At 69.3% G+C, this 14316-nt stretch carries 12 protein-coding genes; all 12 read left to right on the forward strand.

The window, feature by feature from the left end:
- Positions 1–2 precede the first annotated feature (2 nt).
- The 12 genes from M6D93_RS08260 to M6D93_RS08315 all read left to right on the forward strand — a co-directional run bounded on the left by M6D93_RS08260 (position 3) and on the right by M6D93_RS08315 (position 14186).
- Positions 3–341 carry a P-II family nitrogen regulator gene (locus M6D93_RS08260; protein WP_249773880.1) on the forward strand — a complete coding sequence of 113 codons (339 nt, stop codon included), beginning with the start codon at positions 3–5 and terminating at the stop codon, positions 339–341.
- Positions 325–2667 (forward strand): [protein-PII] uridylyltransferase, encoded by a 2343-nt coding sequence (locus M6D93_RS08265; RefSeq protein WP_249773881.1) that lies wholly within the window; start codon positions 325–327, stop codon positions 2665–2667. The genes M6D93_RS08260 and M6D93_RS08265 overlap by 17 nt, the downstream gene beginning before the upstream one ends.
- A 178-nt stretch (positions 2668–2845) precedes the next feature.
- Positions 2846–3934, forward strand: a complete 1089-nt coding sequence (locus tag M6D93_RS08270) for a phosphotransferase family protein (protein WP_249773882.1) — start codon at positions 2846–2848, stop codon at positions 3932–3934.
- A gap of 1 nt (position 3935) precedes the next feature.
- Positions 3936–5156: an acyl-CoA dehydrogenase family protein gene (locus M6D93_RS08275; protein WP_249773883.1), complete on the forward strand. Its 1221-nt coding sequence runs from the start codon at positions 3936–3938 to the stop codon at positions 5154–5156.
- Positions 5157–5158: 2 nt separating this feature from the next.
- Positions 5159–5794: a TetR/AcrR family transcriptional regulator gene (locus tag M6D93_RS08280; protein ID WP_249773884.1), complete on the forward strand. Its 636-nt coding sequence runs from the start codon at positions 5159–5161 to the stop codon at positions 5792–5794.
- Positions 5795–5805: 11 nt separating this feature from the next.
- Positions 5806–6771 (forward strand): LLM class F420-dependent oxidoreductase, encoded by a 966-nt coding sequence (locus M6D93_RS08285; protein ID WP_347343579.1) that lies wholly within the window; start codon positions 5806–5808, stop codon positions 6769–6771.
- A 4-nt stretch (positions 6772–6775) separates the two neighbouring features.
- Positions 6776–7582 carry an SDR family oxidoreductase gene (locus tag M6D93_RS08290; RefSeq protein ID WP_249773886.1) on the forward strand — a complete coding sequence of 269 codons (807 nt, stop codon included), beginning with the start codon at positions 6776–6778 and terminating at the stop codon, positions 7580–7582.
- 62 nt (positions 7583–7644) lie between these two features.
- Positions 7645–8409, forward strand: coding sequence for a 3-oxoacyl-ACP reductase FabG (gene fabG / locus M6D93_RS08295; protein ID WP_249773887.1), 765 nt, complete (start codon positions 7645–7647; stop codon positions 8407–8409).
- 65 nt (positions 8410–8474) lie between these two features.
- The gene (gene ffh, locus M6D93_RS08300; RefSeq protein ID WP_249773888.1) at positions 8475–10028 is read left to right on the forward strand and encodes a signal recognition particle protein; all 1554 of its coding nucleotides are present in this window, start codon (positions 8475–8477) and stop codon (positions 10026–10028) included.
- 85 nt (positions 10029–10113) lie between these two features.
- A complete protein-coding gene (locus M6D93_RS08305) occupies positions 10114–11712 on the forward strand; it encodes a helicase HerA-like domain-containing protein (RefSeq protein WP_249773889.1) in 1599 nt (532 codons plus the stop codon).
- Between the two features lie 3 nt (positions 11713–11715).
- A complete protein-coding gene (locus M6D93_RS08310; protein ID WP_249773890.1) occupies positions 11716–12825 on the forward strand; it encodes an amidohydrolase family protein in 1110 nt (369 codons plus the stop codon).
- A 41-nt stretch (positions 12826–12866) separates the two neighbouring features.
- Positions 12867–14186, forward strand: coding sequence for an MFS transporter (locus M6D93_RS08315; protein ID WP_249773891.1), 1320 nt, complete (start codon positions 12867–12869; stop codon positions 14184–14186).
- Positions 14187–14316 lie beyond the last annotated feature (130 nt).

The raw sequence follows: 14316 nt of genomic DNA on the forward strand, positions 1-14316 counted from the left end.
CCATGAAGCTGGTGACAGCGATCATCAAGCCGTTCAAGCTGGAGGAGGTCAAGATCGCCCTGGAAAACCTGGGCATTCAGGGTCTGACCGTCAGCGAGGTGTCCGGCTTCGGTCGGCAGCGCGGCCACACAGAGGTCTATCGCGGGGCTGAGTACACCGTCGATCTGGTTCCCAAGGTCAAGGTCGAGGTCCTGGTCGGTTCGGTCGATGCGGCCAAGGTCGTGGACGCCGTCGTCGAGGCCGCCCGCACCGGCAAGATCGGTGACGGCAAGGTCTGGGTGACCGACGTCGACGCGGTCGTGCGCGTCCGGACTGGCGAACGGGATGAAGACGCCGTCTGAGCATTCCCGCAGGTCGGTTCGGGCCGAACTCAGTGGAGTTCTGGCCCGGACCGACCTGGTCGGCCCACCTCTGCGGGTCGAGCTGAGCGGGCTGTACGACCGCTGGCTGGGCGAGTTGTTCCCAGCCGTGGACGGCATCGCGCTCATCGCGGTCGGTGGGCTGGGCCGCAAGGAGCCCACGCCGTACGGCGATCTGGACCTCGTCCTTCTCCATACGGGCAAGGTCGCTCACATCGGCGGCATCGCCGACGGACTCTGGTACCCGATCTGGGATGCCGGGGTCGGACTGGACCATTCGGTCCGCACCGTTGAGGAAGCGGTCTCGGTCGCGGGCGAGGATCTCAAGGCGATGCTGGGCATGCTCGACGCCCGCCACATCGCCGGGGATCCAGCCCTGACCGGCTTGTTACGCGAACAGGTGATCTCGCGCTGGCGCCGCACGGCTCCGGGACGATTGCCGGAACTGCAGGACCTGGCTCGCAGTCGATGGGCGACACGTGGTGATGCGTCCTTCCTGCTCGAGCCAGACCTCAAGGACTGCCGAGGCGGGTTGCGTGATTGGGTGGGACTGCGCGCGCTCGCCTCGGCCCAACTAGTGGACCTGACGCCGGCCGTGCAGAGTGCCAGCGCCGTCCTGCTGGACGTGCGCGGCGAGCTGCACCGAATGTCAGGCCGAAGTGCGGACGTGCTGCGGGGTCAGGACCGGGCATCAGTCGCCCATGCCCTCGCTCTGGCCGACGGCGATGCCGTGCTGCGCTCGGTCAACGAGGCAGCGCGCACGATCGCTTACGCCACCGACGCGTCCTGGCGGCGGGTGACTGCGGCGAATCCGCCGGCCGGACGCTCGTTGTTGCGACGTCTGCGTCCCGGATCCGCCGCGCCCGACCCGCACGTGCGTACCCCGTTGGCCCGCGACGTCGTGTCACAGAACGGCGAGGTCGTCCTGGCGCGCGACGCGGATCCGTGGGCCGACCCGGTCCTCCTGCTTCGGGTGGCACGGGCCGCGGCCGAGCATGACCTGCCGATCTCCAGTTACGCCTTGGCCCGGCTGGCCACCGAGTCCTCACCGATGCCCGAGCCGTGGCCGGCCGCAGCGCGAACCGAATTCGTCGGCCTGCTGGGCGCCGGGCGTCGCACCGTGCCGGCTCTGGAGGCGCTCGATCAGTACGGTCTGCTGTCGCGGCTGATGCCTGAGTGGGAGTCGGTGAGATTCCGGGCGCAGCACAATCCCGTGCACCGCTTCACCGTCGATCGACACCTGGTCGAGACGGCGGTGCAGGCCAGTTCGTTGACCGCTGACGTCGCTCGTCCGGACCTGCTGATCGTCGGGGCCTTCCTGCACGACATCGGCAAGGGACGCCCAGGGGATCACTCGGTTGTCGGTGCCGTGCTGACGCGCGCCATCGCGACCCGGATGGGTTTTTCGGCCGCGGACGTCGAGGTCATCACCGCCCTGACCCGTCACCACCTGCTGTTGCCCGACACCGCGACGAGGCGTGATCTCGACGATCCGAGCACGATCGCCATCGTGCTGGCCGCGCTCGCGGGCCCGCACGGGGGCCCGGCCCTGCTGGAACTGCTGCATGCGCTGACCATCGCCGATGCCGCCGCGACCGGTCCCGCGGCCTGGAGCGATTGGAAGGCTTCGCTCGTCCGGCGTTTGGTCAATCGGACCCGCGCCGTTCTCGGCGGGGAGCCGATGCCAGGCCCGGAACCGCTCACCGCCGACCTCGCGGCCCTGGCCGCCTCGGGGCAGACCCGGATCCTTGTCGACGGCGGGGAGGTGGTCGTGGTGGCGCCGGATGCTCCCGGGCTGCTCTCACGGACCTCGGGACTGCTCGCCCTGCACTCGCTGGACGTTCACACCGCGGACGTGCGGACCGAGGCGGCGATGGCGATCAGCCGGTTCACGGTGAGCCCACGCTTCGGCGAGTTCCCGGACCAGTCGTTGCTCAGCGCCGACCTGCGGCGGGTGCTGGCCGGGACGCTGGCCCTGGACGAGCGGTTGCGGGCCAAGGAGGCGGTGTACGAGAACGGTCCCGAGCGGTCGGCGGCCGATCGCCCGCCGCCCCGGATCCTGTGGTTCGACGACGAGGCGACGGACGCGACGGTCATCGAGGTTCGTACGCGGGACGGGATCGGTCTGCTGCACTGGGTGACCGCCGCTCTGGAGGCGGCGGGCCTGGACATCCGGTCGGCCCGGATCTCGTCGTTGGGCTCGAATGTCGTGGACGCCTTCTACGTGACCGATTCCGATGGCAAGCCGTTGACCGAGGCGCAGCAGGCAGAGGTCACCTCGTCCATGCAGCTCGCTCTGTCGCGTTGACGTTGCCGTCGTTGCGCGCCTCCGGCGTTGAGGTTGCCCTTGTTGCACGGGTCCAGCGTTGACGTTGCCCTTGTTGCGCGGGTCCAGCGTTGAGGTTGCCCTTGTTGCCGGCAACGAGGGCAACCTCAACGGGACGGGCCGTTGACCGACCGGTCGGTCGGACACTAGCCTCGGCCGGGTGTCCTCCGACTCCAGCAAGGCCGGCGACCCGCCCGGTCTGCCCCTGGGCGCCGTGGTCGGCTGGCTCGACCGCGAGCGACCCGGGCTGCGTCAAGGCCCCCTGAGGGCCGCGCTGATCGCCGGGGGGCGGTCCAACCTCACCTACCGTGTCACCGACGGCGAGTCGGTGTGGGCGATCCGACGGCCTCCGCTCGGGCACGTGCTGCCCACCGCTCACGACATGGTGCGCGAATACACCGTGATCTCCGCGCTCCGGCACACCGACGTCCCGGTACCGCAGGCGATCGCACTGTGCACGGACGCGGAGGTGATCGGGCAGCCCTTCTACGTCATGTCCTTCGTGGACGGGGTCGTGCTCGACAGTCCCGAGCTGATCTCCGAGCCGGTGGCCGCCCGCCGTACCGGAGAGCTGCTGGTGGACACCCTGCTCGCGCTGCACTCGGTGGACCCGAGCGCGGTCGGGCTGGGCGACTTCGGTCGGCCGCAGGGCTACCTGCAGCGCCAGGTGGCGCGCTGGCACAAGCAGTATCTGGCCTCCCAGCCGGCCGGGACGGACGGATCAACCCAGCAGGAGCTCGAACTCAGCGTCGCCGGGAGCCTGGCCGAGGCGCTACCGGCGACGTCGCGGGTCGGCATCGTCCACGGCGACTACCGGTTGACCAACGTGATCTATGCACACCGCTTCGACCGGATCGCGGCCGTCGTCGACTGGGAGATGGCGACCCTCGGCGACCCACTCACCGACGTCGGCCTGCTCTACGTCTACCACCGGCTCTCGGCAGGCACCGGAGCGGTCATGGCGCACTACCCGGCCGCCGCGGGCTACCTCGACGCCGACGCGCTGGTCGCCCGCTACGCGGCGAGCGGTGAGCTGGAGCTTCGCGAGCTCGACTGGTACATCGCGTTCGGCTACTTCAAGCTCGCGGTGATCGCGGCCGGGATCGACGCGCGTTTCCGGCAGGGCCTGACGGTCGGAGAGGGCTTCGAGCGATTCGGCGCACTCGTCGGTCACACGCTGCGGGGCGCCGCCGACACCATCTCGGCGATGACGGGACCGGCACCATCAACCGAAGACTCCGGGAGCTGAGATGGATTTCGCGCACAGCGCACGATCACAGGAACTGCAACGGGAACTCACCAGTTTTCTCGACGAGGCGGTCTACCCGTCGGAGGCCGTGTTTCACCAACAGGAGCAGGCCAATCGCGCCGCCGGCAATCCGTTCACCACGCCCGCGGTAGTCGCGGAGCTGAAGACCCAGGCCCGCGAGCGAGGCCTGTGGAACCTCTTCCTGCCCGACGAGCGGTTCGGCGCTGGACTGTCCGTGCTGGACTACGCCCCGCTGGCCGAATTGTCGGGGCGCTCGATCAGCCTCGCCCCGGAAGCGATGAACTGCTCGGCCCCGGACACCGGAAACATGGAATTACTGGCGATGTTCGGAACCGAACAACAGCACGCGGACTGGCTCCGTCCGCTGCTGGCCGGTGAGATCCGCTCGTGCTTCTCGATGACCGAACCGGACGTCGCGTCCTCGGACGCGACCAACATCGCGACGCGGATCACGCCGGTCGACGGCGGGTACCGGATCAACGGACGCAAGTGGTGGTCGACCGGAGCCATGCGGCCCCAGTGCAAGGTCGCGATCCTGATGGGGGTGTCCGATCCGGAGGCCGATCGGCACGCGCGGCACTCGATGATCCTGGTCCCGCTGGACAGCCCCGGTGTGCGGCTGCACAGGTCGACGACGGTGTTCGGCTACGACGACGGAGCCCATGGTGGCCACGCCGAGATCAGCTTCACCGACGTCGAGGTTCCCGCCACGAATCTGCTCGGCGCGCAGGGCGGCGGATTCGCGATGGCCCAGGCACGACTCGGCCCTGGCCGCATTCACCATTGCATGCGCGTGCTGGGGGTGGCCGAGCGAGCACTGCGGCTCATGGTCGATCGCAGCCTGGACCGCACCGCGTTCGGCGGCCCGCTGGCCCGTCAGGGCGTCGTCCGCGAATGGATTGCCGAATCCCGCCTGGCCATCGAGCAAGCTCGTTTGCTGGTTCTCAAGGCCGCGTGGCTCATCGACAACGTCGGAGTCAGGAGCGCTGCAACCGAGATCGCGGCGATCAAGGTGGCCGCGCCGCGTGCCGCCTCCTACGTCCTGGACCGTGCCATCCAGGCTCACGGCGGGGCAGGCGTCTCGCAGGACACGCCGTTGGCCGAGATGTGGGCGGGGCTGCGGACGCTGCATCTGGCCGATGGACCGGACGAGGTGCATCTGCGCAGCGTGGCCCGCGTGGAACTGGCCCGAGCACGGTGACGGTGCTGAGCGCGTCGCCGCCCGTGGAGTCCGGTACCAGGGGACGAATCGTCGCCGCCGCCGTGGCGCTGTTCGCCGAGCAAGGATTCGACGCGACCAGTGTGAACCAGGTCGTAGTGCGGGCCCAGGTCGCCAAAGGTGCGCTTTACCACCACTTCGCCTCGAAGGACGACCTGCTCTACGAGGTCTACGCCGAGCTGGTCGAGCGACAGCTTGCCGGTCTGAATCGCATTGTGGCGCAGGGGCTTTCGCCATCGGAGGCGCTGACCGCGATCATCTCCGACCTGGTCCTGACCACGGCCGAGCGACTGCCGGAGGCGACGGTGTTCTTCCGTGAAGGCCATCGCCTCAGCGACAGCAACCAGCAGCGGGTCCGGCGGTCCCGGCGCGCGATCCACGACGCGGTCATCGACCTCATTGCCCAGGCTCAGAGGGACGGGCGCTTCTCCCGCGTGGCCAGCCCGGAGATGGTCGCCTTCACCGTCTTCGGCGCGATCAACGAACTGCCGATCTGGTTTCAACCCGAGGGACGAAAGACGGCACAGGACGTCGCGGACGAGTTGGCCGCGCTCGTTCTCGCCGGGTTGCGTCCGCCGCCGGCCGCGCCCTCGCGGCGTGCGAAGGAGAAGGCTCAATGACGCGCTGGGGTCTGACCATTCCGCTGCCCGGCACACCGTTGCCCGCGCACGCCGAGCTCGTCCGGGCGTTGCCCGGCTGGGGTTACACCGACGTCTGGTCGTCGGAGGTGTCGGGAGCCGACGCCTTCACGCCGCTGGCGCTCGCCTCGGTCTGGCAACCGCAGCTCACGCTCGGCACCGCGATCGTGCCGGTGTTCACCCGCGGTCCGGCCTTGATCGCCCAATCCGCGGCGACCATGGCCGCCGCGGCACCGGGGCGGTTCGTGCTCGGCCTCGGTGCCTCCAGCCCGGCGATCGTCGAGCAGTGGAACGGCCTGCCGTTCGAGCAACCGTTTCAGCGCAGCCGGGATGTGCTGCGCTTCGTACGCGCGGCGCTGAGCGGCGAGAAGGTCAGCGGCGACTTCGACACCTTCACCGTTGCCGGGTTCCGGCTGGAGCAACCGCCCGTCGAACGGGTGGAGATCCTGCTCGCCGCGCTTCGTCCGCAGATGCTCGCCCTGGCGGGGAGCGAAGCGGACGGCGCGATCCTCAACTGGTTGTCCGCCGAGGACGTCGGTCGTTGCGTGACCGCGGTGGCCAACCCGCGGGCACGCATCGTGGCGCGGATCTTCGTGTGCCCGACCGAGGATGCCGGCTACGCCCGGAGCCTGGGGCGGCGACTCATCTCGGCCTACCTGACGGTGCCCGCCTACGCGCAATTCCATCGCTGGCTGGGCCGCACCGAGCAACTCGGCGAGCTGTGGCGCCTGTGGAGCGCCGGTGAGCGTGCCGCGGCGGCGGCCGCGATTCCCGACGAGGTGATCGACGCCTTGATCGTGCACGGCAGTGCAGCAGACTGCCGGACCCTTCTCGGCCAGTACGTCACGGCCGGTGTCGAGGTCCCGGTGCTGGCTGTGCTGCCCACGCCCGAGGTGCGGACGGTGGAGGACCTGGCCCGTACCCTCGCCGAACTCGCACCGGCCGCGGGGAGGCGATGATGACATGCAGTTGAAGGATGCGGTCGTGGTGATCACCGGCGCCGGAAGCGGCATCGGCGCCGGCTTGGGCCGCCGCTTTGCCGCCGAGGGTGCGCGCGCCGTCGTGCTGGCCGACCGCGACCTGGCTGCCGCGCGCACCGTCGCGGCCGAGCTCGGCGGGATCGGGCAGGCCGCCCAGGTCGACGTGACCGACGAGGCGGCGGTGTCGGCGCTCGTGACCGCCGTGCTGGCCCAGCACGGTCGGATCGACCTGTTCTGCTCCAACGCCGGTCTGACCACCGGCGTCGGACTGGAAGCCGGGGCCGCGGCGGACGCAGCCTGGCAGCGAGCGTGGGAGGTCCATGTTCTCGCGCACGTCTACGCGGCGCGCGCGGTCGTCCCGGCGATGGTCGAGGCGGGCGGGGGATACCTGCTCAACACGGCGTCGGCGGCGGGGCTGTTGACGGCGCCGGGGGACGCGCCGTACTCGGTCACCAAGCATGCGGCGGTCGCCTTCGCCGAATGGCTGGCCGTGGAGTACGCCGACCGCAACGTACGGGTGAGCGTGCTGTGCCCGATGGGGGTCGCCACCCCACTGCTGCTGGACCCGCTGGCCGCGGGTAGCGCCGCGGCCCGGACGGTGGCCGACTCAGGCCCGATCCTGGACGTGGAGACGGTGGCCGAGGCGGTCGTCGCCGCTGTGACCTCGGAGGCATTCCTGGTGCTTCCGCACCCGGAGGTGGGTAGCTTCTGGGCCGGCAAGGCCGCTGACGTGGATCGGTGGCTGGCCGGTACGGCACGCTTGTACGAGCGCTCGCGGCACGCTCACTGATCCACCGCTACAGGACCGACCAGCACCCCTCCGGGTGTATCCCCGACCAGCAAGGAGTTCACATGGCAGGCGTTCAGAACCGGGTCGCAGTCGTCACCGGCGCCGCACAGGGAATCGGCGCGGCGATCGCGATCCGGCTCGCCGCGGCCGGCGCGGCCGTCGCGGTGGTCGATCTCGCGCAGGACGCCACGGCTGACACGGTCGCGGCGATCACGTCCGCGGGTGGGTCGGCCATCGGCGTCGGCGCCGACGTCAGCAAGTCCGACCAGGTTCAGGCCGCGGTCGAACGGGTGGCCGCAGAGCTCGGCGGGCTCGACATCCTCGTCAACAACGCCGGCGTGCTGCGGGACAATCTGCTCTTCAAGATGTCCGAGGACGACTGGGACACCGTGATGAACGTCCATCTCAAGGGCGCCTTCCTGTGCAGCAAGGCAGCCCAGAAGTACATGGTCGAGGCCAAGTACGGACGGATCATCAACATGAGCTCGACCTCCGCGCTGGGCAACCGGGGCCAGTCCAACTACTCGACCGCCAAGGCCGGGCTGCAGGGTCTGACCAAGACGCTGGCGATCGAACTGGGCCCGTTCGGCGTCACCGCGAACGCCATCGCTCCCGGCTTCATCGAGACCGCGATGACGAAGGCGACCGCCGAGCGCGTCGGCACCACCATCGAGCAGATGCGCGAAGCCGTGGCCGGAGCGGTTCCGGTGCGGCGCGGGGGCGTGCCCGCCGACATCGCCAACACCGCGCTGTTCTTCGCCGGCGAGGAGTCCGGTTACGTCACCGGCCAGGTGATCTACGTCGATGGCGGCCGGGGCCTGCTCTGAGACGGGCACGAGCGCCCCACCGCGTACCCTGGGGAGCTGATAGTCCAAGCGGCGAGAGGTAAAGCGTGTTCGACACCCTGTCCGACCGGCTGAACAAGGTCTTCACCGGGCTGCGCGGCAAGGGGCGGTTGTCCCCGGCCGATATCGACGCCACCGCTCGCGAGATTCGCATCGCTCTGCTCGAGGCCGACGTCGCCCTGCCCGTGGTTCGGCAGTTCATCGCCGCGGTCAAGGAGCGGGCGACCGGCGAAGAGGTGTCCAAGGCCCTCAACCCCGCCCAGCAGGTCATCAAGATCGTCAACGAGGAACTGATCCAGATCCTCGGCGGCGAGACCCGGCGCCTGCAGTTCGCCAAGACCGGCCCGACCGTGATCATGCTCGCCGGCCTGCAGGGTGCCGGTAAGACGACGCTGGCCGGCAAACTGGCCCGATTCCTCAAGGACCAGGGTCACGCTCCCGTCCTCGTCGCCGCCGACCTGCAGCGACCCAACGCGGTCAATCAGTTGCAGGTGGTGGGCGAGCGTGCGGGTGTGGCCGTGTACGCGCCGCAGCCCGGCAACGGAGTGGGCGATCCCGTCGCGGTCGCGAAGGACTCGATCGAATTCGCCCTGCGCGCCCAGCACGACATGGTCATCGTCGACACCGCCGGCCGGCTCGGTATCGACGCGGACATGATGCGCCAGGCTGCTGACATCCGGGATGCCGTGCAGCCGCAGGAGATTCTGTTCGTCGTCGATGCGATGGTCGGCCAGGACGCGGTGAACACCGCCGAGGCGTTCCAGAGCGGCGTCGGCTTCACCGGTGTCGTGCTGACCAAGCTGGACGGTGACGCACGCGGTGGCGCCGCGCTGTCGGTGCGCTCGGTGACCGGCCAGCCGATCATGTTCGCCTCCAACGGCGAGAAGCTAGAGGACTTCGACGTCTTCCACCCCGATCGGATGGCGAGCCGGATCCTCGGCATGGGCGACATGCTCACGCTGATCGAGCAGGCGCAGCGCACCTTCGACGCGGACGAAGCCGAGAAGATGGCGGGCAAGCTCGCCGCCGGAAACCAGTTCACCCTCGAGGACTTCCTCGATCAGTTGCAGGCCATTCGCCGGATGGGTCCGATCGGCAACCTGCTCGGGATGCTTCCCGGAGCCGGGCAGATGAAGGAGGCCCTGGCCCAGGTCGACGACAAGGACCTGGACCGCACGGCCGCGATCATCCGGTCCATGACCGCCGCCGAGCGCGAGGACCCCAAGATCATCAACGGCTCGCGGCGGCTGCGTATCGCCAACGGCTCGGGCGTCAAGGTCAGCGACGTGAACAGTCTCGTCGACCGGTTCTTCGAGGCCCGGAAGATGATGATGCGGATGACCGGCGGCATGGGTCTGCCCGGGGGAAACCGCCGTAACGCGCGCAATGCCAAGAACAAGAAGAGCAAGAACAAGCAGGCCGGCAAGAACCGCCAGGGGCGCGGCCCGAGCCAACCACGCATGCCAGCCGGCTTTCCTAACCTGCCCGGTGGGATGGGTTCGCTGCCGGGCGGCCTGCCCGGTGGCTTCGGTGCGATGCCGCCGCTGCCTCCCGGGACCGACCTTCCGGACCTCTCGAAGCTCAAGTTCCCCAAGAGCTGACGTTTCGGCCGGGGTTTGCTCTGCCTCGACTGCCCGCTGTCGCTAGTCTCAGCCCGTACCGGCAGATCGGCGACGGGAGACAGACATGGCAGAGCAGCGCTCGACCACGGCATCAGCGGACACGGCGGCCCGGATCGCGGCCGGATACGCCGCCGGCGGTGCCGCCGTGGAACTCGGCGCGGTGGTGCTGGACGGCACCGCCTTCCCCGCCGACCGGGTGCGAATCCCGCTGGCCATGATGAACCGGCACGGCCTCATCGCCGGTGCGACCGGCACGGGTAAGACCAAGACGCTGCAGGGGCTGGCCGAGCAACTGTCGGCCGCCGGCATTCCGGTTGTGGTCGCCGACATCAAGGGGGACCTGTCGGGCCTGGCTCAGGCAGGCGCCGGCAACGACAAGATCACCGCCCGGGCCACCGACACCGGTGACGATTGGACGCCCACCGCCTACCCGGTGGAGTTCCTCGCGCTGGGCGGTCTCGGGTCCGGCGTGCCGGTGCGTGCGACGATCACCGCCTTCGGCCCGATCCTGCTGAGCAAGGTCCTGAACCTCAATTCGACGCAGGAATCGTCGCTGAACCTCATCTTCCACTACGCCGACACCGCCGGTTTGCCCCTGCTGGACCTGAAGGATCTGCGCTCACTCATCCAGTTCCTCACCTCCGCGGACGGCAAGGCCGAACTCGAGGCGATCGGTGGCCTGTCCAAGGCCACCGCGGGTGTGATCCTTCGTGAGCTGATCACGCTGGACAGCAACGGTGGGGACGTCTTCTTCGGCGAGCCGGAATGGGAGCCCGCCGACCTGCTCCGCACCGCGCCGGACGGCCGCGGGATCATCTCGGCCATCGAGCTGAACCAGGTCCAGGACAAGCCGGCGTTGTTCTCGACGTTTCTGATGTGGCTGCTGGCCGATCTGTTCCACGACCTGCCCGAGGTCGGCGACATCGACAAACCCAAGTTGGTGTTCTTTTTCGACGAGGCCCACTTGCTGTTCCACGACGCGTCCAAGGCATTCCTGGATCAGGTCGCGCAGACGGTGCGCCTGATCCGGTCCAAGGGCGTGGGCATCTTCTTCGTGACCCAGGTTCCGGCCGACGTTCCCGACGATGTGCTCGCTCAGCTGGGAAACCGCGTCCAGCATGCGCTGCGCGCCTTCACCCCCGACGACGCCGACAACCTGGCCAAGGCCGTCCGGACCTACCCGAAGACCGCCGACTACGACCTGGGGGAGTTGCTGACCCAGTTGGGGACGGGAGAGGCCGTTGTCACCGTGTTGTCCGAACGGGGGGCGCCGACGCCGGTCGCGTGGGCGCGGATGCGGGCACCGCGCTCACTGATGGCGCAGATCGATCCGGCGGCCCAAACCCAGGCCGTGTCGTCCTCGTCCCTGCAGCCCAAGTACGGCACCGCCGTCGACCGCGAGTCGGCCTATGAGAAGTTGGCGGCACGGTTGGCGCCGGCCGCACCGGCCGGCGGCGACTCGGCGCCGCAGGCGTCCACTCCGGCTCAGCCCGGGCCCTCGTCCGGCGCGCCGAGGGGCGAGTCTCACCAGAACGAGGCCGGCGGCGTCATCTCCGAGGTGCTCGGATCGTCGGCGTTCAAGTCCTTCACGCGGTCGGCGGCCAGTGCCCTGGGACGCGAGATCACCCGCTCCCTGTTCGGTACTGCGCGCCGGAGGCGGTAGTCGATGACGCTTGGTTCGGAGCGCGAGTCCTTGCACGTCAAGGGGATTCTCCTTCCGGAGGAGACCGTTCGCGACGTGTGGGTGGTCGACGGCCGGCTCTCGTTCACCCCCGTGCCGCAGGCGGTCACCGTCGCGTCAACGGGTTGGGTGCTGCCGGGATTCGTCGATGCGCACTGCCACATCGGCCTCTCACCGGAGGGGCACAATCCCGACCCGGACGAGCAGGCCGAGCAGGCACGGACCAACCGGGATGCCGGCGCTCTGCTGCTGCGCGACGCCGGTTCGCCGGTGGACAACCGCAGTGTGCAGCAGGCCGAGGACCTGCCGAGACTGATTCGCGCGGGGCGCCACATTGCCCGTCCGCATCGCTACATTCGCGGGCTGGGCGTGGAGGTCGAGCCGCCCGATCTGGTCGCGGAGGTGGAGCGCCAGGCAGCGTTTGGTGACGGCTGGGTCAAGATCGCGGCGGACTGGATCGATCGATCCGACGGTGCGGCCTCCGACCTGGGGCCCGTTTGGCCGGACGAGGTCTTGGCGGCCGCCGTCTCGCGAGCGCACGAACTCGGAGTCAGGGTCGCCGCGCACGTGTTCGGTGAGGATGCCCTGCCGGGGCTCATCAACGCGGGCCTGGACTCGATCGAGCACGGCACCGGTCTGACCGACGACCTGCTCGGGGAGGTCGTGAGCCGGGGGATCGCGGTGGTGCCGACGTTGATCAACATCGACAACTTCCCGGCGATCGCGGCGCAGGGAGAGGCGAGATTCCCCCGCTACGCCCGGCACATGCGGGCTCTGCACGCGACGTCGCGCCGGCGCGTTCGCACCGCCTACGAAGCCGGCGTCGCGATCTATACCGGGACCGACGCCGGCGGATCCTTACCGCACGGCCACATTCGCGACGAGATCCGGTTGTTGGTCGAGGCCGGTCTCCCGCAGCCGGATGTCATCGCTCAGGCGTCGTGGCGGGCTCGGCAGTGGCTCGGCTACGACGGCCTGGTTGAGGGCGCCGAGGCGGACTTCATCGTCTACCCCCGTGACCCGCGCGCGGACCTGAGCGTCTTGTACGAACCGACGTGCACCGTTCTGCGTGGGCGCGTGGTCGCTGCCCGGTAGGGTATGGCTGACCACTCCCTGAACGATCTCCGAGGCCTGACGTGCCGAGCCCGCGGCGCAATCGTGCGATCGCCGTCCGTCGATGGGCGGTTGCGGTAGCGGTGTACCTGCTCGCGGTGTTCCACCGCACGTCCCTCGGAGTCGCGGGGCTGGCGGCGACCACCCGCTTCGGAATCGGCCCGGGTCAGCTCAGCAGCTTTGTGATGCTGCAGCTGGCGGTCTATGCCGCAATGCAGATCCCGACGGGAGTGCTGGTAGATCGCTACGGCTCGCGCCGGCTCCTGCTCGCCGCCGCGGCACTCATGGCAACCGCTCAGATCGCCTTCGCCCTGGTACCGAGCTACTCGTTGGCGTTGTTGGCGCGCGGTCTGCTGGGATGCGGGGATGCGCTGACGTTCGTCAGCGTCCTGCGTTTCGCAGCGGGGCAGTTCGCCCCTCGACGCTACCCGGCGCTCGTGGCCGCGACGGGCGCCCTCGGGGCCCTCGGCAACGTCGTGTCGACCCTGCCGCTGACGCTGGCGTTGCACAGCCTGGGTTGGACGCCGACGTTCGTCGGCGCCGGCTTGCTGTCGGTGCTCAGCGGGGTCGTGGTGTATCTCGTCCTGCCCGCTCCCGCTCCGGTCGTGGGGCGTCTCGACAGCGTGCAGAGCCTGAGGTCCTCGTTGGCCAGGGTGCTGGCCCGGGTGCGCAGTGCGTGGTCCTTGCCCGGCACCCGGGTGGGCTTCTGGGTCCACTTCACCTCGATGTCGCTCTCCTTGACCTTCGGGGTGCTGTGGGGCGTGCCGTTCATGGTCGAGGCGCAGGGCCTGAGCCGCAACGAGGCCTCGACGATCCTGTTGGCCAACGTCGCGTTGTCGGTCCTCGTCAGCCCCCTGCTCGGCCTGCTGGTCTCGCGCTGGACGGCCACTCGCGTCCCTGTGGCCATCGGCACGGCTGTTGTCACGGTCAGCTTCTGGCTTGCCGTCCTGACCGGTTTCAGCCGCCCGATGCCTGTTGCTGTCCTGGTCGCGCTGGCGTTGCTCACCGGCTTGGGCGGCCCGGTCAGCGCGATCGGGTTCTCGCTCGCCCGCGACTACAACGGGCCGGCCATCGTCGGCACCGCGACCGGTGTCGTGAACGTGGCCGGGTTCCTCGGCAGCATTCTCGCGTGTCTGGGTATCGGCTGGGTGCTCGATATGCGGGCCAGCACCGATCTCGGGGCGTACCGCCTGGCCTTCGGCGTGGCCGTTGCCGTCCAGGTCGCCGGACTCGTCCAGATGGTGCGCTGGTGGCTCCGGGCGCGGCGGGTGGTCTTACAAGCGCAGGACGCTGGACGCCCCACGCCGGTGGAACTCATCCGGCATCGGTGGGACATCGGCTGAGCCGTGCACCGGTGCCTGTGTCGGCGCGCCCGGTCCGGCATCAGATGTTCATGCATCGTTCTGGTGACGGTTTGTGACTGCCGCGCTTGCGGAGGCGGAATGTCGGCACTGTCGGTTACGATTCGCTGGC

Source organism: Jatrophihabitans telluris, assembly GCF_023516435.1.
Taxonomy (GTDB): domain Bacteria; phylum Actinomycetota; class Actinomycetes; order Mycobacteriales; family Jatrophihabitantaceae; genus Jatrophihabitans_A; species Jatrophihabitans_A telluris.

What these genes read in the sequence shown, in the direction of transcription:
- M6D93_RS08260 (WP_249773880.1), top strand. Translation starts at nt 3, where the DNA reads ATGAAGCTGGTGACAGCGATCATCAAGCCGTTCAAGCTGGAGGAGGTC.
- M6D93_RS08265 (WP_249773881.1), top strand. Translation starts at nt 325, where the DNA reads ATGAAGACGCCGTCTGAGCATTCCCGCAGGTCGGTTCGGGCCGAACTC.
- M6D93_RS08275 (WP_249773883.1), top strand. Translation starts at nt 3,936, where the DNA reads ATGGATTTCGCGCACAGCGCACGATCACAGGAACTGCAACGGGAACTC.
- M6D93_RS08290 (WP_249773886.1), top strand. Translation starts at nt 6,776, where the DNA reads ATGCAGTTGAAGGATGCGGTCGTGGTGATCACCGGCGCCGGAAGCGGC.
- fabG (WP_249773887.1), top strand. Translation starts at nt 7,645, where the DNA reads ATGGCAGGCGTTCAGAACCGGGTCGCAGTCGTCACCGGCGCCGCACAG.
- M6D93_RS08305 (WP_249773889.1), top strand. Translation starts at nt 10,114, where the DNA reads ATGGCAGAGCAGCGCTCGACCACGGCATCAGCGGACACGGCGGCCCGG.
- M6D93_RS08310 (WP_249773890.1), top strand. Translation starts at nt 11,716, where the DNA reads ATGACGCTTGGTTCGGAGCGCGAGTCCTTGCACGTCAAGGGGATTCTC.